This window comes from Streptomyces sp. NPDC046335 (assembly GCF_055587985.1).
Genome location: NZ_JBVJFF010000012.1, coordinates 359,608 through 380,253, shown reverse-complemented (window position 1 = coordinate 380,253; position 20,646 = coordinate 359,608). Strand labels below are relative to the sequence as shown.

The window sequence follows — 20,646 nt, the reverse complement described above, 5'->3', positions numbered from 1 at the left end:
GGGTCAGGGCCACACCAGGCAATAAGCCTGGTGCCCCGCGTCATGCAGGCGGTGGCTGAAGTCCTGCCACTCGTGGAGGAGCTGGTAGACGTTGTAGGCGTCGCGGGGGCCGCCTCGGTCGGGGACCGTGGACCAGATGAAGGCCGCGGCGCCCACCGACTCCTCGCCGACGCCGCGCAGCGGGTCGACGACGGTCATGGGGAGCTTCACCACGGCGTAGTCCGGGTGGAGGACGACCAGCTCCAGCGGGGGGACCTTGTGGAGGGGTATGCCCTCGATGCCGGTCAGGACCATCGCGGCCATCGTCTCCGGCTTGATCTTCGTGAACATGCCGCCCATGCCGAGCTCGTCGCCGCCGAGCTCCTCGGGCCGCATGGAGATGGGCACACGGGCGGCGGTCGCGCCGTCCGGGGCGCCGAAGTACTTGTACGTCACCCCCACCCCGCCACTCCTGCTGCTCGCCCGGTCCAGCCGGGAGTCACTGGAGGCGTCCCGCACCTGCTCGGGCGCCTGCGCGGGCTGCGCGTCCGCCTCGCGTCGGTGCTTGCCACGCCGGGCACGCCGCGGGCCCAGGCCTTCGGTCCCCTCGCCCAGTCCGCCACCGCGATGCATATCTCCACCCGACTGCTTTGCCAGGGCGGCACGGCCCTGTCTGTTCTAGGCCTCGCGGCCCCCGCCACGCAACCCGATCATCGTGTCAGTGACCTCCCCCACGTTCACCCGCTAAAACGTGGAGTGAAACACCTGTCCGCAGGATGTCCGAACCCTCTGACACCATGGCTCGTGTGAGCTTCCCGTATAACGCCCCAGTTTCGCAGACTCTTTTCGACCGTGCGGCGGCCGTGACGCCCGGCGGTGTGAACTCTCCCGTGCGCGCGTTCCGCGCTGTGGGTGGTACGCCCCGTTTCATGGTGTCCGGCACCGGTCCGTACCTGACTGACGCGGACGGCCGCGAGTATGTCGACCTCGTGTGTTCCTGGGGGCCGATGATCCTCGGCCACTCGCACCCCGAGGTCATCGCCGCAGTTCAGGAGGCCGTCGCGCGCGGCACCTCCTTCGGCACGCCCGGCGAGGGCGAAGTCGCGCTCGCCGAGGAGATCGTGGCCCGCATCGAGCCCGTCGAGCAGGTGCGGCTCGTCTCCAGCGGCACCGAGGCGACCATGTCCGCCATCCGCCTCGCGCGTGGCTTCACCGGGCGCGCCAAGGTGATCAAGTTCGCCGGGTGCTATCACGGGCATGTCGACGCCCTGCTCGCCTCCGCGGGCTCGGGCGTGGCCACCCTCGGTCTGCCCGACACGCCGGGTGTCACCGGCGCCCAGGCGGGCGACACGATCGTCGTTCCGTACAACGACCTGGAGGCCGTGCGCGCCGCGTTCGCGGCGCACGCCGGGCAGGTCGCCTGCGTCATCACCGAGGCGTCGCCGGGCAACATGGGCGTCGTGCCGCCGGCCGACGGCTTCAACCAGGGCCTCGCGGACCTCTGCCGGGAGAACGGCGCGCTGTACATCTCCGACGAGGTCATGACCGGCTTCCGTACGTCGAAGGCCGGCTGGTTCGGCGTCGACGGCGTCCGCCCCGACCTGATGACCTTCGGCAAGGTCATGGGCGGCGGCTTCCCCGCCGCGGCCTTCGGCGGGCGCGCCGACGTGATGGCGCACCTCGCCCCCGCGGGCCCGGTGTACCAGGCGGGCACGCTCTCCGGTAACCCGGTCGCGACGGCCGCGGGCCTCGCGCAGCTCCGCCTCCTGGACGACGCGGCGTACGACACGGTGAACGCGGTCTCGGAGCGGCTGCGGACGCTGGTGAGCGAGGCGCTGAGCAAGGAGGGCGTCGCCCACACGGTGCAGAACGCCTCCAGCATGTTCTCCGTGTTCTTCACGGAGAACGCGGTGCGCGACTACGACGACGCGAAGGCCCAGGAATCGTTCCGCTTCACCGCCTTCTTCCACTCGATGCTGTCGCAGGGCGTCTATCTGCCGCCCTCGGCGTTCGAGTCGTGGTTCGTCTCCACCACGCACGACGAGCGCGCGGTCGAGCGGATCGCCGCCGCCCTGCCCGCCGCCGCGCGCGCGGCGGCGGAAGCCACGGAGGTCTCCGCATGAGCGGCTCGGCAGCGGGCGACGAGCTGACCGTCGTCCATCTGATGCGCCACGGAGAGGTGCACAACCCCGACGGGATTCTGTACGGGCGCCTGCCCGACTACCACCTCTCCGATCTCGGCCGGCGGATGGCCGACCGGGTCGCCGAGCACCTCGCCGAGCGCGACGTCACGCACGTCGTCTCCTCGCCGCTCGACCGCGCCCAGGAGACGGCCACGCCGATCGCCAAGGCGCACGGCCTCGACCTCGCCACCGACGGCAGGCTCATCGAGGCCGCCAACACCTTCGAGGGCAAGACGTTCGGTGTCGGCGACGGCGCCCTGAAGAAGCCCGAGAACTGGAAGCACCTCGTCAACCCCTTCAAGCCCTCCTGGGGCGAGCCGTACGTGGAGCAGGTCGTACGAATGATGGGCGCCCTGGACGCGGCCAAGGACGCCGCGCGCGGGCACGAGGCGGTCTGCGTCAGCCACCAGCTGCCGATCTGGATCGTGCGCAGCTTCGTGGAGAAGCGGCGGCTGTGGCACGACCCGCGCAAGCGGCAGTGCACGCTGGCGTCCCTGACGACGTTCACCTACCGCGGTGACCGCATCGTCTCGGTGGGTTATTCCGAGCCCGCCCGCGATCTCGTACCGGCGCATCTGCTCGCCGGCGCGAAGCCGGTGAAGGGCAAGGACAAGGCGGCCGGTAAGGCCTTCGGGGCCTGACGTCTTTCCCCCGGGAGGCCGTGCGGTTTCCTCCCGGGGGCTGCCGCGATTTCATTCACTTCACGTGATCGCGCGGCAACTGTATGTCTATTTCGGAGTCGTTGTGGCGGCTCTGCGGGTAAAACACCGCAAATAAAAGTGATGCGCTGGAACCCCGCACTTCGTCGTTCCCTCTAACTGGTCAACCGTCTGCATGGCACATACAGCGGACGGGGCCAGGGGCACGACGAATGGGGATGGAATGCTCGACATCAGCCGCAGGGGAATGCTCGGACTCGGAGCGGGCGCGGCCGCCGCTCTCGGGCTCGCGGCATGCGGCTCCGGGGCCGACGGCGACTCCTCGGGGCCCGCGGACAAGGCCAAGGACGGGCGGGCCGGCAAGTACCCGGTGAAGCCGATCGGCGACGGGTCAACCGCCTATACCGGGCCCCAGCCCCACCAGCCGGGCAAGCCGGTGCCGCTCCAGCCGGGCGAGACGCCCCCGCAGTTCGTGATCTTCTCCTGGGACGGCGCGGGCGAGGTCGGCAACGGGCTGTTCCCGCGCTTTCTGAAGCTCGCCGAGGACCACAACGCGCACATGACGTTTTTCCTCTCCGGGCTTTATCTGCTCCCGGAATCGAAGAAGCGCATGTACCGGCCGCCGAACAACTCGGTCGGCGCCTCCGACATCGGTTATCTCACCGACGGTCACATCAAGGAGACGCTGAAGTACGTACGCCAGGCGTGGCTCGACGGCCACGAAATCGGCACACACTTCAACGGGCACTTCTGCGCGGGCACGGGAACGGTCGCCAACTGGACGCCCGCGCAATGGCAGGACGAGATAGACCAGGCCAAGTCGTTCGTGAAGAAGTGGCGGACGAACACCGGCTGGACCGATCTGCCGCCGCTGCCCTTCGACTACGACAAGGAACTCGTCGGCGGCCGTACGCCGTGTCTGCTCGGCCAGGACAACCTGCTGCCGACCGCGAAGAAGCTCGGCTGGCGCTACGACGCGTCCTCGCCCGGCGGCCGCCAGAAGTGGCCGCAGAAGAAGATGGGCATCTGGGACCTGCCGCTTCAGGGCATGCCCTTCCCCGGGCACTCCTTCGAGGTCCTTTCGATGGACTACAACATCCTCGCCAACCAGTCGAAGAACTCCACGAAGGCGCCGCCGGCCAACTACCCGGGCTGGCGCAAGCAGGCCGCCGAGTCCTACATAGCCGGCTTCAAGCGCGCCTACGAGTCCAACCGCGCCCCGTTCTTCATAGGCAACCACTTCGAGGAGTGGAACGGCGGCATCTACATGGACGCCGTCGAGGAGGCCCTGAAGCACATCGCCGGCAAGAAGGACGTGCGCCTGGTCTCCTTCCGGCAGTTCGTCGACTGGCTCGACGTGCAGGACCCCAAGGTGCTCCAGCAGCTCCAGGGCCTGGAGGTCGGCCAGGCGCCGACGGGCGGCTGGAAGGCACTCGGCAACCCGTCCTGAAATGGGACTTTCCGCGACCGCGGGGGGTGCGGAAGATCCCCGAAACAGACATGCGAAACTTTTCACATGAGTGCCGCCTGCCGCGCCCCCCAGAGCACGAACCACAGCCGTAGCCGCCGCGTCGGCGGCCGCAGCGGCCGTGCCGCCCTGCTGGCCGCCGGGGCCGCGGTCGCCGCCCTGACCCTGTCGGCCTGCGGCTCGGGCGGCACGTCGGGCGGCGGCGGCAACACCAACTTCGTGACGGGCTCCGACGGCATCGCCACCCTCGCCAAGGGCGACCGCAAGGAAGGCCCGAAGCTCGACGGCGAGACGCTGACCGGCGACCACCTCGACCTCGCCGACTACAAGGGCAAGATCGTCGTCCTGAACGTGTGGGGCTCCTGGTGCCCGCCCTGCCGGGCCGAGGCCCCGAACTTCGTGAAGGTCGCGAACGACACCAAGGACCAGGGCGTGCGGTTCGTCGGGATCAACACCCGGGACCCCCAGAAGGGCCCGGCGATCTCCTTCGAGAAGGACTACAAGGTCCCCTACCCGAGCCTGCACGACCCGATGGGCAAGCTGATGCTGCGCTTCCCCAAGGGCACGCTGAACCCGAACTTCATCCCCTCCACGGTCGTCATCGACCGGGACGGCAAGGTCGCGGCCCGCTCGCAGCAGCCACTCAACGAGCAGAAGCTGCGCAAGATGATCGACCCGCTGATCGCGGAGAAGTGATCTCCCCTTGATGTCCACGCTCGCCGCCGCAGGCGATCCGAACCAGACCGTCATGAACGGGGCCCTGCTCCTCGCCCTGCCGGTCGCCCTCCTCGGCGGCCTCGTCTCCTTCTTCTCGCCCTGCGTGCTGCCGCTCGTGCCGGGCTACCTGTCGTACGTCACCGGGGTCAGCGGCCAGGACATGGCCGAGGCCAGACGGGGCCGGATGGTCGCGGGCTCCGGGCTCTTCGTGCTCGGCTTCACCGCGGTCTTCGTCTCCTACGGCGCGCTCTTCGGGGAGTTCGGACGCACCCTCCAGCAGCACCAGGGCGTCGTCACGAAGGTGCTCGGCGCGGTGATGATCCTGCTCGGGTTCTTCTTCATGGGGCTCATGCCCTTCCTCTCCCAGCGAGAGTTCCGCTTCCACAAGAAGCCCGCCGTCGGCCTCGCGGGCGCCCCGATACTGGGCGCCCTGTTCGCCGTCGGCTGGGCGCCCTGCGTGGGACCGACGCTCGCCGCCGTCAGCTTCCTCTCCCTCGATCAGGCGAGTGCGGGGCGCGGGGCGCTGCTGAGCGTCGCGTACTGCGTCGGTCTCGGCGTACCGTTCATCCTCGCGGCCGTCGCCTTCCGCAAGGCGCTCGGCGCCTTCAGCTGGGTGAAGCGGCACTACGTCTGGGTGATGCGCGTCGGCGGCATCATGATGATCGCGACAGGCCTGCTCCTCCTCACCGGCGTGTGGGACAGCATCGTGCAGCAGATGCAGGTCTGGTCGAACGGCTACACGGTGGGGATCTGATCCATGAGCAAGACCGAAGCCCCCGAAGAGCAGAGCGAGCAGGGCGGACTCGAAGCGGCGGGCGCGCAGCTCTCGACCGCCCCCAAAGAGGACGCGCCGAACCTGCCATCGCTGGGCGTCATCGGCTGGGTCCGCTGGTTCTGGCGGCAGCTCACCTCGATGCGGGTCGCGCTGATCCTGCTCCTGCTGCTCTCGCTGGGCGCCATCCCGGGCTCGCTGATCCCGCAGAACAACGTGGACGAGCTCAAGGTCCAGGACTTCATGGACCGGCACACCACGCTCGGGCCGCTCTACGACAAGTTCCAGCTCTTCGACGTCTACAGCTCGGTGTGGTTCTCCGCGATCTACATCCTGCTGTTCGTCTCCCTCATCGGCTGCATCGTGCCCCGCACCTGGCAGTTCGTGGGCCAGCTCCGCGGCCGCCCGCCGGGTGCCCCGAGGAAGCTGACGCGGCTGCCCGCGTACACGACGTGGCGCACTGACGCCGAGCCCGAGCGGGTGCACGAGGCCGCGCTCGCGATGCTGAGGCAGCGCCGCTTCCGCGCGCACACCGCGGGCCCCGAGGGCGCGGGCTCCGTCGCCGCGGAGAAGGGCTATCTGCGCGAGGCCGGGAACCTGATGTTCCACATCGCGCTGATCGTGATGCTGATCGCCTTCGCCGCCGGGCAGCTCTTCAAGTCCGAGGGCGGCAAGCTGATCACCGAGGGCGACGGCTTCGCCAACACCCTCAGCCAGTACGACGACTTCAAGTCCGGCAGCCTCTTCGACACCGACGAGCTGGCACCGTTCAGCTTCAAGCTGGAGAATTTCGAGGGCACGTACCAGAAGTCGGGCCCCAACCGCGGCACGCCCCGCACCTACCGGGCGAACGTCACGTACACCGAGGGTGTCGACGGCCCCGAGAAGAAGAAGTCCATCGAGGTCAACGAGCCCCTTGAGGTCGGTGGCTCGAAGGTCTACCTCATCGGCCACGGCTACGCCCCGACGGTCACCGTCCGCGACGGCAAGGGCAAGGTCGTCTACCGGAACGCCGTGCCGCTGCTGCCCATCGACCAGAACGGCACCGCGACCGGCGCCATCAAGGTCCTGGACGGCTACAAGAACAAGAGCGGCACCAAGGAGCAGCTCGGCTTCAACGCCTTCTTCGTGCCGACGTTCGCGGGCGAGGGCAAGGGCCAGATGTTCTCGCAGTTCCCCGCCCCGGACTTCCCCGTGCTCGCGCTCTCCGCGTACCACGGCAGCCTCGGCGTGGACTCCGGTGTCCCGCAGAACGTGTACCAGCTCGACACCCGGAAGATGAAGAAGTTCAAGGACTCCAAGGGCGAGCTGTTCAAGAAGCGGCTGCTGCCCGGCGAGACCATGAAGCTGCCGGGCGGCGCGGGGTCGATCACCTTCGAGAAGGACATCAAGGAGTGGGCGACCTTCCAGATCTCGCAGGAGCCGGGCTCCGTGTGGGCGCTGGTCGGCGCGGTCGGCGCCATCGCCGGCCTCGCCGGGTCGCTGTTCATCCAGCGCCGCCGCATCTGGGTGCGGGCGGTGCGGGGCGCCGACGGCGTGACCGTCGTGGAGATGGCGGGCCTCGGCCGCAGCGAGTCCGCGAAGCTCCCCGAGGAACTCTCCGACCTCGCCGCCCACCTGCACGAGAAGGCGCCGAGCGCGCCCGACCCGACCCCCGCCCCGGACGCGGAGACCACATCCGTCTCCGACGCCGCCTCCCATGCCGACTCCGACCCCGATGCCGTACCTGCCGAAGGGGCTGAGAAGTGAATCTCGCCACCACCCTGGCCGCCGCCGAACCGAACGAGAACCTCGCGCACATCAGCAATGTGCTGATCTACTCGTCGATGGCCGTCTACCTCCTGGCCTTCTTCGCGCACATGGCGGAGTGGCTCTTCGGCAGCCGCAGCAAGGTCGCCCGCACGGCCGCCGCCCTGACCCCGGCCAAGACCACGGCCACCGCCAAGGCCCCCGAGGTCACCGTCCAGGCCAAGGGCGGCACCGCCACCCTTGAGCGGCCCAAGGTCGTCACGCGGTCGGTCTCCGGCGCCCGTGACGTGCCGGACGGCCCCGGCGCCGCGGCGGGCGACGAGAAGGGCGACCTGTACGGCCGCGTCGCGGTCTCGCTCACCGTGCTCGCGTTCCTCCTGGAGTTCGGCGGCGTCCTCACCCGCGCCCTGTCGGTGCAGCGGGCGCCGTGGGGCAACATGTACGAGTTCAGCATCACCTTCTCCACCGTCGCCGTCGGCGTGTACCTGGTGCTGCTCGCGCTGAAGAAGAACATCGCCTGGCTCGGTCTGCCGCTGGTCACGACGGTCCTGCTCGACCTCGGCCTGGCCGTCACCGTCCTGTACACCTCAAGCGACCAGCTCGTCCCTGCCCTGCACTCGTACTGGCTGTGGATCCACGTCTCCACGGCGATCTTCTGCGGCGCGGTCTTCTACGTCGGCGGCGTCGGCACGCTGCTCTACCTCTTCCGGGACAGCTACGAGACGAAGCTCCAGAATGGCGGACAGCCGGGCAAGTTCGCCACGTCCGTCCTGGAGCGGCTCCCCTCGGCGGCCTCGCTGGACAAGTTCTCGTACCGCCTGAACGCCGCGGTCTTCCCGCTCTGGACGTTCACGATCATCGCGGGCGCCATCTGGGCGGGCGACGCCTGGGGCCGCTACTGGGGCTGGGACCCCAAGGAGGTCTGGTCGTTCATCACCTGGGTCGCCTACGCCTGCTACCTGCACGCGCGCGCGACCGCGGGCTGGAAGGGCCGCAAGGCCGCCTACCTGGCCCTGATCGCCTTCGGCTGCTGGTTGTTCAACTACTACGGGGTCAACATCTTCGTCACCGGCAAGCACTCGTACGCCGGCGTCTGACCCTCCGTACCGCCTCGCGAGGCCGGTGCCCGTGACCCCAGGTCGCGGGCACCGGCCTCTGTGGCGCCGGGGCGCCGCATCGCGGCAGAGCCCCCGCCAGGCCTCATCGGCGCGGCCGATCGGCCCATCGGCAGGACGCCCCACTGGGCCGTGGACCAGGGAGTACGCCCCTTCGTAGCGTCACCGGCATGACAGCGACCACGTCTTCCGAACGCACCGGCACCGTCCAGCTCACCGCCGCGATGACGCTCTCCGGCACCCTCGGCATCTTCGTCGTCGAGTCCGGCGCGTCCGCCTTCAACGTCGTCTTCTTCCGCGTCCTGTTCGGCGCCCTGGCCCTCGGCGCGTACGCCTTCGCCCGCGGCTACTTCCGCGACCACGGGCTCACCCTCAAGAAGCTCGGCCTCGCCGCGCTCGGCGGCGTGTTCATCGTCTTCAACTGGGTGTTCCTCTTCAAGGCGTACGAGGCCGCCTCGATCTCACTGGCCACCGTCGTCTACCACACGCAGCCGTTCTTCCTGGTGCTGCTCAGCGCCGTCGTCCTGCGCGAGCGCCTGACCCGCGCCCAACTGGGCTGGCTGACGGCCGCCTTCGCGGGCCTCGTGCTGGTCTCCGGGGTGCGCCCGGGGGACGCCGGTTCGCTCGCGGGCATCGGCCTCGCGCTGCTCGCGGCCGTCCTCTACGCCCTGTCCACCTTCGTCACCAAGCGCGTCACGGGCGTACGGCCGCACCTCGTCGCCCTGGTCCAGGTCCTGGTCGGCATCCCGCTGCTGCTGCCCTTCAGCGACTTCGGCGCGATGCGCGGAACGGGCACCGGGTGGGCCTGGCTCGTCGGACTCGGCGTGATCCACACCGGACTGATGTACGTCCTGATGTACGCGGCGTACGCGAAGCTGCCCACCGCCAAGATCGCCGTACTGGCCTTCACCTACCCGGCGGTCGCGATGGTCGCCGACTGGGCGGTCTACGGCCACCACATCGGGCCCGTCCAGGCGCTCGGCGTCCCGCTGATCGTCCTGGCCGGACTCAAGGTGACGCTTGCTCCCGCACGAGCCGCACGGCCTGCTCCACGAAAAGACGCACATGGGCGGGAAGCCGCTTCCCCGACCGCCACGCGAGCTGCGTCCACAAGGTGAACGGCGGCGTCCACGGCAGCCGTACGAGCGTGCCATCGGCCAGCTCCCGCGCCACGGCCACGGCGGGCAGCAGCGCGACGCCGAGCCCGCCGGCCACGCCCTGCTTCGTCGCCTCGATGGTGCCGAACTCCATGAACGGCGGCGGTCCGCCGGTCCGCTCGCGCAGCTCGGCCTCGAACAGATCCCGGTAGGGGCACCCGGGCTCGGTGCCGACGAGCTGCACCGCCTCCAGGTCGGCCGTGGTCAGGGCGGCGCCGCCGGCGGCCAGCGGATGCGTGGGCGCGCAGACCAGGACCAGCGGCTCCTGGGCGAGCACCTCGGTGACCAGGCCCTGGTGCTCGGTCTCCGGCTCCATCAGGAAGCCCACGTCGTACGTGCCCTGCCGCAGCGCGCGGCGCGTCTCGTCGCCGAGCGTGGGGCGCAGGGAGAGCCGCACCTTCGGGTAGCGGTGGTGGAAGAGTTCGAGGAGCGGCGGCAGCCGGTAGGACGTCAGCGACTCCATCGTGCCCACCGCGATCGCCCCCGAGGGCTCCTCGGCGCCGACGACCGCGGCCCGCGCCTCCTCGGTCAGCCCGATGATCTGCCGGGCGTAGGGCAGCAGCCGTTCGCCGGCCTCGGTGAGGCGGATGCGGCTGCCGAGCCGGTCGAAGAGTTCCGCGCCGAGCGAGGTCTCCAGGGCCCTGACCTGGCTGGTCACGCTGGACTGGGCGTACTTCAGCTCGGTGGCGGCACGGGTGAAGCTGAGGACGGTGGCGACCTTCTCGAAGGTCACGAGCAGCCGGAGTTCCATGGCCCCTCAGCCCTCGCCGCCCTTGTCCCGCTTGTTCTCGTCCGGGTCCTCGTCCTTGAGGGACCGCAGGAAGTCGGGGTTGTCGTCCGGCGCCACCCACGTGGTCCGGCCGCCTCCGGCACCGCCCCGGGGGCGGCGCACCTTGCCCGTCGCGAACCAGGCGATCGGGCCGAGCAGCACCTCTCCGAAGAGCAGCACGATGATGACCCACACCACCTTGGGAAGGTGCTTGACTTCCTTCTCCGGGGTGTTCAGGACGTCGATGAAGGCATAGATCCACACTGCCAGGACCAGCAGGAACGGCAGATACCTGAGCATGGTGGCGCGATCCCCCAAGGGTGGCGGCAGGAGGCGTGTGCGTGCCCCCGGTGACGGGGCCAGGGTAACCGGTGCCGGATACTGGAACGCATGGCTTACGACGATCTTCGCTCCCTGCTCCGGGCACTGGACCGCGAGGGCGATCTCAAGCGCATCAAGGCCGAGGTCGACCCGTACCTGGAGGTCGGTGAGATCGTCGACCGGGTGCAGAAGGCCGGCGGCCCCGCGCTCCTCTTCGAGAACGTCAAGGGCTCGGCGATGCCCCTGGCCATGAACGTGTACGGGACGGACCGGCGCCTGCTCAAGGCGCTCGGCCTGAAGTCGTACGCCGAGATCAGCGAGAAGATCGGCGGTCTGCTCAAGCCGGAGCTGCCGCACGGCTTCGTCGGGGTGCGCGAGGCGTTCGGCAAGCTCGGCGCGATGACGCACGTACCGCCGAAGAAGGTGAAGTCGGACAGCGCGCCCGTGCAGGAGGTGGTCCTGACCGGCGACGACGTCGACCTGGAGAAGCTGCCCGCGCTCTTCACCTGGCCCGAGGACGGCGGCTCCTTCTTCAACCTGGGTCTGACGCACACCAAGGACCCCGACACGGGCGTCCGCAACCTCGGTCTGTACCGCCTCCAGCGCCACGACAAGCGCACCATCGGCATGCACTGGCAGATCCACAAGGACAGCCGCAACCACTACCAGGTGGCCGCCCGCAGGGGCGAGAAGCTGCCCGTCGCCATCGCCTTCGGGTGTCCGCCGGCCGTCACGTACGCCTCCACGGCGCCGCTGCCCGGCGACATGGACGAGTACATGCTGGCCGGGTTCATCCAGGGCAAGCGCGTGGAGATGGTCGACTGCAAGACGGTGCCGCTCCAGGTGCCCGCGCACGCCGAGGTCGTCATCGAGGGCTGGCTGGAGCCGGGCGAGATGCTCCCGGAGGGTCCCTTCGGCGACCACACGGGCTTCTACACGCCGCAGGAACCGTTCCCCGCACTGAAGATCGACTGCGTGACGATGCGGAAGCGCCCGCTGCTCCAGTCGATCGTGGTCGGCCGCCCGCCGACGGAGGACGGCCCCCTCGGCCGCGCCACCGAGCGCTTCTTCCTGCCCCTCCTCAAGGTGATCGTCCCGGACATCGTCGACTACCACCTGCCGGAGTCGGGCGGCTTCCACAACTGCGCGATCGTCTCGATCGACAAGAAGTACCCGAAGCACGCGCAGAAGGTCATGCACGCCATCTGGGGCGCGCACATGATGTCGCTGACGAAGCTGATCGTGGTCGTCGACAAGGACTGCGACGTCCACGACCTGCACGAGGTCTCCTGGCGCGCGCTCGGCAACACCGACTACGCCCGCGACCTGACCGTCGTGGAGGGCCCGGTCGACCACCTCGACCATGCCTCCTACCAGCAGTTCTGGGGCGGCAAGGCGGGCATCGACGCCACGCGGAAACTCCCCGAAGAGGGGTACACACGGGACGGGGGCTGGCCCGAGATGGTCGAGTCCGACCCGGAGACGGCGGCGATGGTCGACCGCCGCTGGAAGGAGTACGGGCTGTGAGCTCCGCTTCAGCGGCCATCCCGCGGCCGGGACGCACCAAGGCGTTCCTGCGCCTGGTCATGATCGAGCACTCGGTGTTCGCGCTGCCCTTCGCCTACATCGCCGCGCTGACCGCGATGTTCCGGCTCGACGAGAACATCCACTGGGGGCGGCTGCTCCTGGTCACCGTCTGCATGGTGGGTCTGCGGACGTTCGCCATGGCCGCGAACCGCATCATCGACCGGGAGATCGACGCCCGCAACCCGAGGACCGCGCACCGCGAGCTGGTGACGGGCGCCGTCTCGGTGAAGTCCGCGTGGACCGGCGCGCTGATCGCCCTCGTGGTGTTCCTCGGCGCCGCCGCCCTGCTCAACCCGCTCTGCCTGGCGCTCGCGCCCATCGCGGTGATCCCGATGGTCGTCTACCCCTACGGCAAGCGGTTCACGAACTTCCCGCAGGCGATCCTCGGCCTGGCCCAGGCGATCGGCCCGATCGGCGCCTGGATCGCCGTCACCGGCGAGTGGTCGTGGCAGGCGGTCATCCTCGGCCTGGCGGTCGGCGTCTGGATCGGCGGCTTCGACCTGATCTACGCCTGCCAGGACGTGGAGACCGACCGCGAGGTCGGCGTGAAGTCGGTGCCCGCGCGCTTCGGCATCCCGGCCGCCATCTGGGGCGCCCGCGGCTGCCACCTCGTGACCACGGCGTTCCTCGTCTGGTACGCGGCGTCCACCGGCGCGGGCGGGTTCTTCTGGCTCGGCCTCGCGATCGTCGCGGGTGCCTTCGTCTACGAGCACTCGATCGTCAAGCCGCACGACCTGACCCGGCTGAACCGTGCCTTCTTCCAGGTGAACGGTTTCATCGGAATCGCCCTGTTCGTCTGCGCGTTGCTCGATCTGCTCGTACGCGGGCTCACCGTCTGAACGGCCGCCGGATAGGCTTCACAGCGTGAATCCAGGAGATACGCAGCGTAGGCCTTGGATCGTGGGGGTGTCGGGCGCCTCGGGGACGCCGTACGCCGCGGCCGTGCTGCGGGCCCTGCTCGCGGCGGGGGAGAGCGTCGACCTCGTCGTCTCGCGGGCCTCGCGCCTCACGCTGCTCGACGAGACGGGCATCGCCTTCCGCGACGCGCACTGGCGGGACGACCTGCGGCAGTGGCTCGCGCGCGGGGCGGACGGGAAGCCGGGCACCTTCGACGTGCCGGTGGACGACGTGCGGTACTGGCCCGCGGGCGATCTGGCGGCGGGACCCTCGTCGGGCTCGTACGCGGCCAAGGGGATGCTGATCGTGCCGGCGTCCACGGCGTGCGTGGCCGGGGTGGCGCTCGGGCTCTCGAAGGACCTGCTCCAGCGGTCGGCGAGCGTGACGCTCAAGGAAGGCCGCCGGCTCGTGGTCTGCGTACGCGAGACGCCGCTGAACGGGCAGACGCTGAAGCACATGGTGAGCCTGGACGAGGCGGGCGCGATCGTGCTGCCCGCCTCTCCGGCGTTCTACGCGGGGGCGACGCACATCCAGGACCTGGTGGACTTCGTCGCCGGGCGGACGCTGGACGCGGCGGGGGTGCCGCACAGCCTGTACCGCCGTTGGGAGGGAGAGCTCGGCTCCGGTGGTTCAGGGGGCGGCTCCGGCTCCCGGCCGGTCTAGCGCTTCTTGGCGGCGCGCTTCTCGCGGCCGTCCTCGGGCGCGGCGATCTTGTGGGCACGCGAGCGGTTGGCCAGGTCCTGGAGCTCGCGCATACGGGCGTAGGCCATCTCGATCGAGTACACGGGGTGACTCACTCCTGAGTGATCGTTTGAAGGATCGTTGCTGATCGGCTGAAGTTGAGAAAGATTTACGGGGTGTGAACCCTGTCAAGCCTTAGATTCTACACATAGACTCGCGGTATCGCTGATTAATGAAAGGCATCGCACCTATGGACGCCGTCGACAGGCAGCTCATCCAGGCTCTGCGGGAGAACGGCCGCGCCTCATACGCCGAACTCGGGCGGCTCGTGGGCCTCTCAGGGCCCAGCGTCACCGACCGCATCAACCGCCTCGAAGCGGCCGGTGTCATCACCGGCTACCGCGCGACCGTCGACTCCGCCTCGCTCGGCCTGGGCGTCATCGCGCTGATCGGCATCTCGCTCTCCGACGCCGCCGACCACGAGGACGTGGCACGCCGCCTCAAGGACCTGCACGAGATCGAGGACTGCTGGTTCATCGCGGGCGACGACTCGTACATGCTCAAGGTCAGGGCCAGCGACGTGGACGGCCTGGAGAGGACGATCCGCAGGCTCAGCGGAACCCGCGGGGTCTCCCGTACGAGGACCACGATCGTGCTCTCCACCAAGTGGGAGAACCGGGTCGGAGAGCTGCCCGAGGAGGAGTGAGCGGGGCGGAGTACGGTTGGCGGAGTTTGTGGCAGGTCGGTAGGGAGAGGTAAGGGCGAGGGCATGGACGCAGGTCTCAAGCGCGATCTTGAACAGAAGGTCCGGGACGGTGAGCGGCTGTCCCGCGAGGACGGCATCGCCCTCTACGAGTCGGACGACCTGGCCTGGCTCGGCGGCCTCGCCCACGAGGTGCGCACGCGCAAGAACGGCGACGTCGTGCACTTCAACGTCAACCGCCACCTCAACATGACCAACGTGTGCACCGCCTCGTGCGCCTACTGCTCGTTCCAGCGCAAGCCGGGCGAGAAGGACGCGTACACGATGCGCATCGAGGAGGCCGTCCGCCTCGCCAAGGCGATGGAGGGCGAGAATCTCACCGAGCTGCACATCGTCAACGGCCTCCACCCCAACCTGCCGTGGCGCTACTACCCGCGTTCCCTGAGCGAGCTCAAGAAGGCGCTCCCGAGCGTCTCCCTGAAGGCGTTCACGGCCACCGAGATCCACCACTTCGAGACGATCTCCGGCATGTCGGCCTCCGACATCCTGGACGAGCTGATCGAGGCGGGCCTTGAGTCGCTGACCGGCGGCGGCGCGGAGATCTTCGACTGGGAGGTCCGGCAGCACATCGTCGACCACCGCACCCACTGGGAGGACTGGTCGCGCATCCACCGCCTCGCGCACGAGAAGGGTCTCAAGACCCCGAGCACGATGCTGTACGGCCACATCGAGGAGCGCCGCCACCGCGTCGACCACGTCCTGCGCCTGCGTGAACTCCAGGACGAGACCGGCGGCTTCCAGGTCTTCATCCCGCTGCGCTACCAGCACGACTTCGTGGACATGAAGGACGGCAAGGTCAGGAACCGCCTCCAGGCGCGCACGACCATGGCGTCGGGCGCCGAGGCCCTGAAGACCTTCGCGGTCTCGCGCCTGCTCTTCGACAACGTCCCGCACGTCAAGGTCTTCTGGGTCATGCACGGCCTCCAGACCACGCAGCTCGCGCTCCAGCACGGCGCCGACGACATGGACGGCTCGGTCGTCGAGTACAAGATCACGCACGACGCGGACAACTTCGGCACCCCGAACAAGCTGACCCGCGAGGACCTCCTCGACCTGATCCGCGAGGCCGGCTTCCGCCCGGTCGAGCGCAACACGCGCTACGAATCGATCCGCGAGTACGAGGGCCCCGACCCGCTGCTGCGCGAGTCCCCGCAGGCCATGCGGGTCTGAGGCCGAGGTCCTTCATGCCGCTCACGTTCCACCTCGACCCGCCCGTCGGCCCCGACCTGCGCGACGGCGTCCTCGGCCTGTGGGCGGACGTCACCAACGCCGGCGGGGCCGTCGGCTTCGTGGCGCCCGCGACGGCCGAGGAGATACGCCCCGAGTTCGTCCGGCACCTCGTCGCCATGGCCGAGGGCCGGGCACGGCTGCTCGTCGGGTACGACGAGGAGGGCGCCGTCGCCGCGGCCGCCTTCCTCACCCACAACACGCACCGCCTCATGCGGCACTGGATCTGGCTCTACACCGTCATGGTCCACCCCCGCCACCAGGGCAGGGGCTACGGCCGCGACCTCCTGGCGGCCGCGGAGGACGCGGCCCGCTCCCTGCCGGGTGTGGAGGCGATACGGCTGACCTGCCGCGGCGGCACCGGCCTGGAGAACTTCTACGCCTCCTGCGGGTACAAGGAGGTCGGCCGGGTGCCCGACGCCATCCGCGTCGCACCGGGCGACGACCGCGACGACATCATGATGCTGCTGCCGCTGCGGTAGCCCCCGCCCCCCTTGCCGGGCATCGGACTCCCCGTGTTTCACTGGAAGGGCTCGTCCAGCTCGGGCCCATTTCGGAACGGAAGAGTGGATTGACATGCTCCGCTACACGCTGATGCGCCTCGGAATCTTCGTGGGCTGCTTCCTGGTCGTCTGGGGCCTCGTCTACGCCGAAATCCTCCCGCGCGGCCTCGGCGACTCCAACCTCCTGTGGGTGCTGCTGCTGGCGCTCGTCCTCTCGGCGCCGATCAGCTTCGTGGTCCTGCGCAAGGAGCGCGACCGCGCCTCGGAGGACGTGGTGGCGCGAGTGGAGCGCACCAAGGCCAACTTGGAGGCGAACCGCACCCAGGAGGACAGCGCGGACGACCTGGCGCGGCGGCAGGCGAACACGCAGGGCGGACGGACGCAGGCGCAGGGCTCGTAGCCCCGCGAGGCTCGTAAGCTTCGTCACACACTTGCCGGACCCCGGCTCTGGAGCAGCTCGCTCCGGGGCCGGGGTTCCGTTGCGTCCGGGGCCCCGGCGGCGGGCGGTGAGCGGCCGTTGAGCGTGGACAAGCGGCGGAAGAACGGCGCGAGGCGCCGGGCTCACCTCAAACAAGACCTTTGATGTTCTCAAAGTACAAGTGTTAACGTGTCCGACATGAAGACAGCAGCAGCGCACCGCCACGCCATGAGCGTCCCGCTCGTGGCGCGCCTGCATGTCGACCTCTGCCGCTGCATGTCCGCGGCCTGTCACGTCTGAATGTGACCCGCTGCAGCGACGCCGCTGACCCTTCGCGGTCGCCGCTCCCGTACGTCCCCCACCCCCTGACTTACCTCACCGGAGTGTGTCCGTGTCCGCGAATTCCGCGACGCCCGCCGACCAGGCGAGCGGACCCGAGAAGCCCAAGGCCGGCTTCCGGATACCCAAGTTCCTGAAGATCCCCTTCTGGGCGCAGATCCTCGGCGGTCTCGTCCTCGGCGTCCTGCTCGGCTGGCTCGCCCGCAGCCAGGACATCTCCTGGCTCGTCACCACCCTCTCCAAGGTCGGCGACACCTTCATCGGCCTGCTGAAGCTCGCGGTCGCCCCGCTCGTCTTCTTCGCGATCCTGGTGTCCATCACCAACCTGCGGAAGGTGAACAACGCGGCGCGCCTGGCCACCCGCACCCTGCTGTGGTTCATGATCACGTCGCTGATCGCGGTCGCCATCGGCCTCGCCATCGGCCTGCTCACCAACCCCGGCTCCGGCACCGGCCTCACCCCGAAGGACGGCAAGGCCCCCGACCACGCGGGCTCCTGGATCGACTTCCTGACCGGGATCATCCCGACGGACGTCATCACGCCCTTCACCGAGCTGAACGTCCTTCAGATCGTCTTCATGGCCGCCGTCGCAGGCGTCGCCGTACTGAAGATCGGCGACAAGGCCCAGCCGATCCTGGAGCTCTCCGAGTCCGTCCTCGCGCTGCTCCAGAAGGCCCTGTGGTGGGTCATCAAGCTCTCCCCGATCGGCACCATCGGCCTCATCGGCTTCGCCATCGCGGACTACGGCTGGAACCTCATCAGCAAGTACGCGACGTTCACCGCGGACATCTACATCGGCTGCGCCCTGGTGATGTTCGGCGTCTACCCGCTGCTGCTCGCCACCGTCGCCAAGGTCAACCCGCTCCAGTTCTTCAAGGGCGCCTGGCCCGCGATCCAGCTGGCGTTCGTCTCGCGCTCCTCGGTCGGCACGATGCCGGTCACCCAGAAGGTCACCGAGCGGCTCGGCGTCCCGAAGGAGTACACCTCCTTCGCCGTGCCCTTCGGCGCCACCACCAAGATGGACGGCTGCGCCGCGATCTACCCGGCGATCGCCGCGATCTTCGTCGCGCAGATCTTCGACGTGGACATGGGCATCAAGGAGTACCTGCTCATCGCCTTCGTCTCGGTCGTCGGCTCCGCCGCCACGGCGGGTCTGACCGGCGCCACGGTGATGCTCACCCTGACCCTGTCGACGCTGGGCCTGCCGATGGAGGGCGTCGGCCTGCTGCTGGCCATCGACCCGGTCCTGGACATGATGCGCACCGCCACGAATGTGGCCGGCCAGGCGCTGGTCCCCGTGATCGTGGCGGCCCGGGAGAAGATCCTGGACCACGAGGCGTACGAGAACGCGTCGGCGTCGCCGCTGGACGACTTCGACGGATCGAGTTCCGGTTCCGAGTCCGCGTCCGAGTCGGACCCCGATCCGGAGTCCGGTTTGACGTCTGACTCCGGGTCGCGGCGGGTGCCCGCGGCGGTGTGAGCCGCTCTCTGTGACGTGGCCCTTCGCGGGCCTGTGGAGCCCCGCTTCGGAAGTGTCCGGAGCGGGGCTCTGCTTTTGCTCTGGCCAGAGCATTGCCGAGGGTGATCGTTACGTGGGTCCCGTTGACCGTACGCTGAACCTGAACGGACGGCGTGGGAAGGCGGGGCCGGGTGGGCGAGAAGCAGCGGCAGAAGCGGATGCCGCGGGCCGTGCGCGAGCAGCAGATGCTGGACGCGGCGGTGCGGATCTTCGGGCAGCGGGGGTTCAGGGCGGCGTCCATGGACGAGATCGCGGAGCTTGCCGGGGTGTCGAAGCCGCTGGTGTACCTCTATCTGAACTCCAAGGACGACCTCTTCACCGCCTGCATCCGGCGGGAGGCCGCCGCGCTCGTCGACGCGGTGCGGGACGGGGTGAGCGCCGCCGCGGGGGAGAGCGCCGACCGTCAGCTCTGGTCGGGGCTGCGGGCGTTCTTCACGCACACCGCCGAGCGGCCGGACGGGTGGGCGGTGCTGCACAGTCAGGCGCGCACCCAGGGCGAGCCGTTCGCCGCGGAGGTCGCCGCGATGCGGGAGGAGATCCTCGCCTTCGTGACGGTACTGATCGCCGAGGCGGCGCGGGAGGCCCACGGGGACCCCTCGCTGCCGGCCCGCGAGGTGGCGGGGCTCGCGCAGGCCCTCGTGGGCGCGGCGGAGTCCCTCGCGGGGTGGGCCAACACGGATACGTCGGTGTCGGCGCGCGAGGCCGCGGCGACGCTCATGAACTTCGCGTGGGCGGGTCTTGGGTCGCTGATGGAGGGTCATCGCTGGGCGGCGCCGTCGTCCCCGTCTCTCCGGTGAGGTGGAGCCTGCCGTCCTGACCACGCAGCTCGAACCGCTGTCCTTGGGCGCTGTAGGTGACGGTGGCCGGCAGCAGTACCGGCGCCTTGAACTCCACGCGTACGTGGACGGGGCCATGCGTGCTTGTGCCGGTGCCGGTGCCCTGCTCCGCGAGGCAGCGGGCCACGGTCCACATGCCGTGGGCGATGGCACGGGGGAAGCCGAAGAGGCGGGCGGTGAGGGGGTAGAGGTGGATGGGATTGCGGTCACCGCTGACGGCGGCATAACGACGGCCGAGGTCGGCGGGCAGATGCCAGGGCGCTCCGCTGGGTATGGCGGATGGCTGCCGGGGCCGACGGGTTGTGTGTGAGACGGCTGTTCCGCCGCCCGACTCGGTCCGTGCGAGATAGGTACTGCTTGACGTCCACGCAAGTTCTTGGCGTACGCGGGCTTCGGTGACGAGGGTGGCCTCGACACCGCGCCGATGCTCGCCCAACCCTGCCAGGTGAACGCTGAGTTCGACCCCACCACCACTGAGGTCGCCGGGGCGGAGTTCGCGGTGCCGGGTGATGCTGATGGAGGTATGCACGAGCCCGAGCAGGGGAAGCGGGAAGCCCGGGTCGGCGAGCAGCCGGGTGGTGGCGGGAAAGGCGAGGACGTGGGGATAGGTGAGAGGCAGGACGCCGCCCTGGAACCCGCAGAGCTCGTTGTAGGCGGTGAGGTGTTGATGGTCGAGGGCAGCACGGTGAACGACCCGCCTCCGGGCCGTCCGAGCCCCGGCATGGGGCCGCTTGAAGGGCGAGCGAAGGGCTGCGCGAACCAGCGGGGCGAGGGCCATGGAAAGCCTTTCGAACGTGACGCTTCTGCGGAACGGGGGGCGAGGGCGAGGGCGAGGGCGAGGGCGAGGGCGAGGGCGAGGGCGAGGGCGAGGGCGATTGCGGCGATACGGTCGGGCCGGGTGTGATGCTCCTACGGGGCGAAGGTGACTGCGGCGATACGGGTGGGTCGGGTGGGAAACTTCCGCCGCGAAGCGGCGGGCTTGACGCT

The 20,646-nt window shown here is 69.4% G+C and carries 22 protein-coding genes; 17 read left to right on the top strand and 5 right to left on the bottom strand.

The window, feature by feature from the left end:
- Positions 1-3: 3 nt before the first annotated feature.
- Complete coding sequence (locus ACZ6JY_RS29910; protein ID WP_469200728.1) at positions 4-612, bottom strand: hypothetical protein; 609 nt, start codon at positions 610-612, stop codon at positions 4-6.
- 164 nt (positions 613-776) lie between these two features.
- Here ACZ6JY_RS29910 and hemL point away from each other — a divergent pair, with 164 nt between their 5' ends.
- The 8 genes from hemL (at position 777) to ACZ6JY_RS29870 (ending at position 9,760) form a co-directional block, all read left to right on the top strand.
- The gene (gene hemL, locus ACZ6JY_RS29905; protein WP_469200725.1) at positions 777-2,102 is read left to right on the top strand and encodes a glutamate-1-semialdehyde 2,1-aminomutase; all 1,326 of its coding nucleotides are present in this window, start codon (positions 777-779) and stop codon (positions 2,100-2,102) included.
- Entirely contained in the window at positions 2,099-2,803 is a 705-nt protein-coding gene (locus ACZ6JY_RS29900) for a histidine phosphatase family protein (RefSeq protein WP_469200724.1), read from the top strand. Before hemL ends, ACZ6JY_RS29900 begins: the two co-directional genes overlap by 4 nt.
- Positions 2,804-3,044: 241 nt before the next feature.
- On the top strand, positions 3,045-4,271 hold the full coding sequence (locus tag ACZ6JY_RS29895; RefSeq protein WP_469200721.1) for a polysaccharide deacetylase family protein: 1,227 nt from the start codon (positions 3,045-3,047) through the stop codon (positions 4,269-4,271).
- Between the two features lie 66 nt (positions 4,272-4,337).
- Positions 4,338-4,985 carry a TlpA family protein disulfide reductase gene (locus tag ACZ6JY_RS29890; protein WP_469200719.1) on the top strand — a complete coding sequence of 216 codons (648 nt, stop codon included), beginning with the start codon at positions 4,338-4,340 and terminating at the stop codon, positions 4,983-4,985.
- 10 nt (positions 4,986-4,995) lie between these two features.
- Positions 4,996-5,760, top strand: a complete 765-nt coding sequence (locus tag ACZ6JY_RS29885) for a cytochrome c biogenesis CcdA family protein (RefSeq protein WP_469200717.1) — start codon at positions 4,996-4,998, stop codon at positions 5,758-5,760.
- Positions 5,761-5,763: 3 nt separating this feature from the next.
- On the top strand, positions 5,764-7,527 hold the full coding sequence (gene resB / locus ACZ6JY_RS29880) for a cytochrome c biogenesis protein ResB (protein WP_469200715.1): 1,764 nt from the start codon (positions 5,764-5,766) through the stop codon (positions 7,525-7,527).
- On the top strand, positions 7,524-8,624 hold the full coding sequence (gene ccsB, locus ACZ6JY_RS29875; RefSeq protein ID WP_469200713.1) for a c-type cytochrome biogenesis protein CcsB: 1,101 nt from the start codon (positions 7,524-7,526) through the stop codon (positions 8,622-8,624). The genes resB and ccsB overlap by 4 nt, the downstream gene beginning before the upstream one ends.
- A gap of 188 nt (positions 8,625-8,812) precedes the next feature.
- Positions 8,813-9,760, top strand: a complete 948-nt coding sequence (locus ACZ6JY_RS29870) for a DMT family transporter (protein ID WP_469200711.1) — start codon at positions 8,813-8,815, stop codon at positions 9,758-9,760.
- Here ACZ6JY_RS29870 and ACZ6JY_RS29865 read toward each other — a convergent pair.
- Both ACZ6JY_RS29865 and ACZ6JY_RS29860 read right to left on the bottom strand, forming a co-directional pair.
- Positions 9,651-10,550 carry a LysR family transcriptional regulator gene (locus ACZ6JY_RS29865; protein ID WP_469200709.1) on the bottom strand — a complete coding sequence of 300 codons (900 nt, stop codon included), beginning with the start codon at positions 10,548-10,550 and terminating at the stop codon, positions 9,651-9,653. The genes ACZ6JY_RS29870 and ACZ6JY_RS29865 overlap by 110 nt on opposite strands.
- 6 nt (positions 10,551-10,556) lie before the next feature.
- On the bottom strand, positions 10,557-10,868 hold the full coding sequence (locus ACZ6JY_RS29860) for a PLD nuclease N-terminal domain-containing protein (protein ID WP_469200707.1): 312 nt from the start codon (positions 10,866-10,868) through the stop codon (positions 10,557-10,559).
- 90 nt (positions 10,869-10,958) lie between these two features.
- Between ACZ6JY_RS29860 and ACZ6JY_RS29855 the strand changes: the two genes are divergently transcribed.
- The 3 genes from ACZ6JY_RS29855 to ACZ6JY_RS29845 are packed head-to-tail and all read left to right on the top strand — an operon-like array spanning position 10,959 to position 14,036.
- Positions 10,959-12,416, top strand: coding sequence for a menaquinone biosynthesis decarboxylase (locus ACZ6JY_RS29855; RefSeq protein WP_469200705.1), 1,458 nt, complete (start codon positions 10,959-10,961; stop codon positions 12,414-12,416).
- The gene (gene mqnP, locus ACZ6JY_RS29850; RefSeq protein ID WP_469200703.1) at positions 12,413-13,315 is read left to right on the top strand and encodes a menaquinone biosynthesis prenyltransferase MqnP; all 903 of its coding nucleotides are present in this window, start codon (positions 12,413-12,415) and stop codon (positions 13,313-13,315) included. Before ACZ6JY_RS29855 ends, mqnP begins: the two co-directional genes overlap by 4 nt.
- A 25-nt stretch (positions 13,316-13,340) precedes the next feature.
- Positions 13,341-14,036, top strand: a complete 696-nt coding sequence (locus tag ACZ6JY_RS29845; protein ID WP_469200701.1) for a UbiX family flavin prenyltransferase — start codon at positions 13,341-13,343, stop codon at positions 14,034-14,036.
- On the opposite strand, the gene ACZ6JY_RS29840 is transcribed toward ACZ6JY_RS29845, so the two are convergent.
- Positions 14,033-14,158: a hypothetical protein gene (locus ACZ6JY_RS29840; RefSeq protein WP_469200699.1), complete on the bottom strand. Its 126-nt coding sequence runs from the start codon at positions 14,156-14,158 to the stop codon at positions 14,033-14,035. The two genes, ACZ6JY_RS29845 and ACZ6JY_RS29840, sit on opposite strands and share 4 nt — an antisense overlap.
- 146 nt (positions 14,159-14,304) lie before the next feature.
- Between ACZ6JY_RS29840 and ACZ6JY_RS29835 the strand changes: the two genes are divergently transcribed.
- The 6 genes from ACZ6JY_RS29835 (at position 14,305) to ACZ6JY_RS29810 (ending at position 19,620) form a co-directional block, all read left to right on the top strand.
- Complete coding sequence (locus tag ACZ6JY_RS29835; protein ID WP_363248101.1) at positions 14,305-14,760, top strand: Lrp/AsnC family transcriptional regulator; 456 nt, start codon at positions 14,305-14,307, stop codon at positions 14,758-14,760.
- A 63-nt stretch (positions 14,761-14,823) separates the two neighbouring features.
- Positions 14,824-15,987, top strand: coding sequence for an aminofutalosine synthase MqnE (gene mqnE / locus ACZ6JY_RS29830; RefSeq protein WP_469200697.1), 1,164 nt, complete (start codon positions 14,824-14,826; stop codon positions 15,985-15,987).
- A 14-nt stretch (positions 15,988-16,001) separates the two neighbouring features.
- A complete protein-coding gene (locus ACZ6JY_RS29825) occupies positions 16,002-16,526 on the top strand; it encodes a GNAT family N-acetyltransferase (RefSeq protein ID WP_469200695.1) in 525 nt (174 codons plus the stop codon).
- A gap of 94 nt (positions 16,527-16,620) precedes the next feature.
- Complete coding sequence (locus ACZ6JY_RS29820; protein WP_469200693.1) at positions 16,621-16,947, top strand: DUF4229 domain-containing protein; 327 nt, start codon at positions 16,621-16,623, stop codon at positions 16,945-16,947.
- 409 nt (positions 16,948-17,356) lie between these two features.
- On the top strand, positions 17,357-18,784 hold the full coding sequence (locus ACZ6JY_RS29815) for a dicarboxylate/amino acid:cation symporter (RefSeq protein ID WP_469200691.1): 1,428 nt from the start codon (positions 17,357-17,359) through the stop codon (positions 18,782-18,784).
- Positions 18,785-18,981: 197 nt separating this feature from the next.
- Positions 18,982-19,620: a TetR/AcrR family transcriptional regulator gene (locus tag ACZ6JY_RS29810; protein ID WP_469200850.1), complete on the top strand. Its 639-nt coding sequence runs from the start codon at positions 18,982-18,984 to the stop codon at positions 19,618-19,620.
- Here ACZ6JY_RS29810 and ACZ6JY_RS29805 read toward each other — a convergent pair.
- Positions 19,538-20,437 (bottom strand): MaoC/PaaZ C-terminal domain-containing protein, encoded by a 900-nt coding sequence (locus tag ACZ6JY_RS29805; RefSeq protein ID WP_469200689.1) that lies wholly within the window; start codon positions 20,435-20,437, stop codon positions 19,538-19,540. The genes ACZ6JY_RS29810 and ACZ6JY_RS29805 overlap by 83 nt on opposite strands.
- Positions 20,438-20,646 lie beyond the last annotated feature (209 nt).

Excerpts from the sequence above, each read along its gene's own strand:
- hemL (WP_469200725.1), top strand. The coding sequence starts at position 777 with ATGGCTCGTGTGAGCTTCCCGTATAACGCCCCAGTTTCGCAGACTCTT.
- ACZ6JY_RS29820 (WP_469200693.1), top strand. The coding sequence starts at position 16,621 with ATGCTCCGCTACACGCTGATGCGCCTCGGAATCTTCGTGGGCTGCTTC.
- ACZ6JY_RS29870 (WP_469200711.1), top strand. The coding sequence starts at position 8,813 with ATGACAGCGACCACGTCTTCCGAACGCACCGGCACCGTCCAGCTCACC.
- mqnE (WP_469200697.1), top strand. The coding sequence starts at position 14,824 with ATGGACGCAGGTCTCAAGCGCGATCTTGAACAGAAGGTCCGGGACGGT.
- ACZ6JY_RS29855 (WP_469200705.1), top strand. The coding sequence starts at position 10,959 with ATGGCTTACGACGATCTTCGCTCCCTGCTCCGGGCACTGGACCGCGAG.
- ACZ6JY_RS29910 (WP_469200728.1), bottom strand. The coding sequence starts at position 612 with ATGCATCGCGGTGGCGGACTGGGCGAGGGGACCGAAGGCCTGGGCCCG.
- ACZ6JY_RS29885 (WP_469200717.1), top strand. The coding sequence starts at position 4,996 with ATGTCCACGCTCGCCGCCGCAGGCGATCCGAACCAGACCGTCATGAAC.
- resB (WP_469200715.1), top strand. The coding sequence starts at position 5,764 with ATGAGCAAGACCGAAGCCCCCGAAGAGCAGAGCGAGCAGGGCGGACTC.
- ACZ6JY_RS29825 (WP_469200695.1), top strand. The coding sequence starts at position 16,002 with ATGCCGCTCACGTTCCACCTCGACCCGCCCGTCGGCCCCGACCTGCGC.
- ACZ6JY_RS29810 (WP_469200850.1), top strand. The coding sequence starts at position 18,982 with ATGCCGCGGGCCGTGCGCGAGCAGCAGATGCTGGACGCGGCGGTGCGG.
- ACZ6JY_RS29860 (WP_469200707.1), bottom strand. The coding sequence starts at position 10,868 with ATGCTCAGGTATCTGCCGTTCCTGCTGGTCCTGGCAGTGTGGATCTAT.
- ACZ6JY_RS29835 (WP_363248101.1), top strand. The coding sequence starts at position 14,305 with ATGGACGCCGTCGACAGGCAGCTCATCCAGGCTCTGCGGGAGAACGGC.
- ACZ6JY_RS29890 (WP_469200719.1), top strand. The coding sequence starts at position 4,338 with ATGAGTGCCGCCTGCCGCGCCCCCCAGAGCACGAACCACAGCCGTAGC.
- ACZ6JY_RS29805 (WP_469200689.1), bottom strand. The coding sequence starts at position 20,437 with ATGGCCCTCGCCCCGCTGGTTCGCGCAGCCCTTCGCTCGCCCTTCAAG.
- ACZ6JY_RS29895 (WP_469200721.1), top strand. The coding sequence starts at position 3,045 with ATGCTCGACATCAGCCGCAGGGGAATGCTCGGACTCGGAGCGGGCGCG.
- ACZ6JY_RS29900 (WP_469200724.1), top strand. The coding sequence starts at position 2,099 with ATGAGCGGCTCGGCAGCGGGCGACGAGCTGACCGTCGTCCATCTGATG.
- ACZ6JY_RS29865 (WP_469200709.1), bottom strand. The coding sequence starts at position 10,550 with ATGGAACTCCGGCTGCTCGTGACCTTCGAGAAGGTCGCCACCGTCCTC.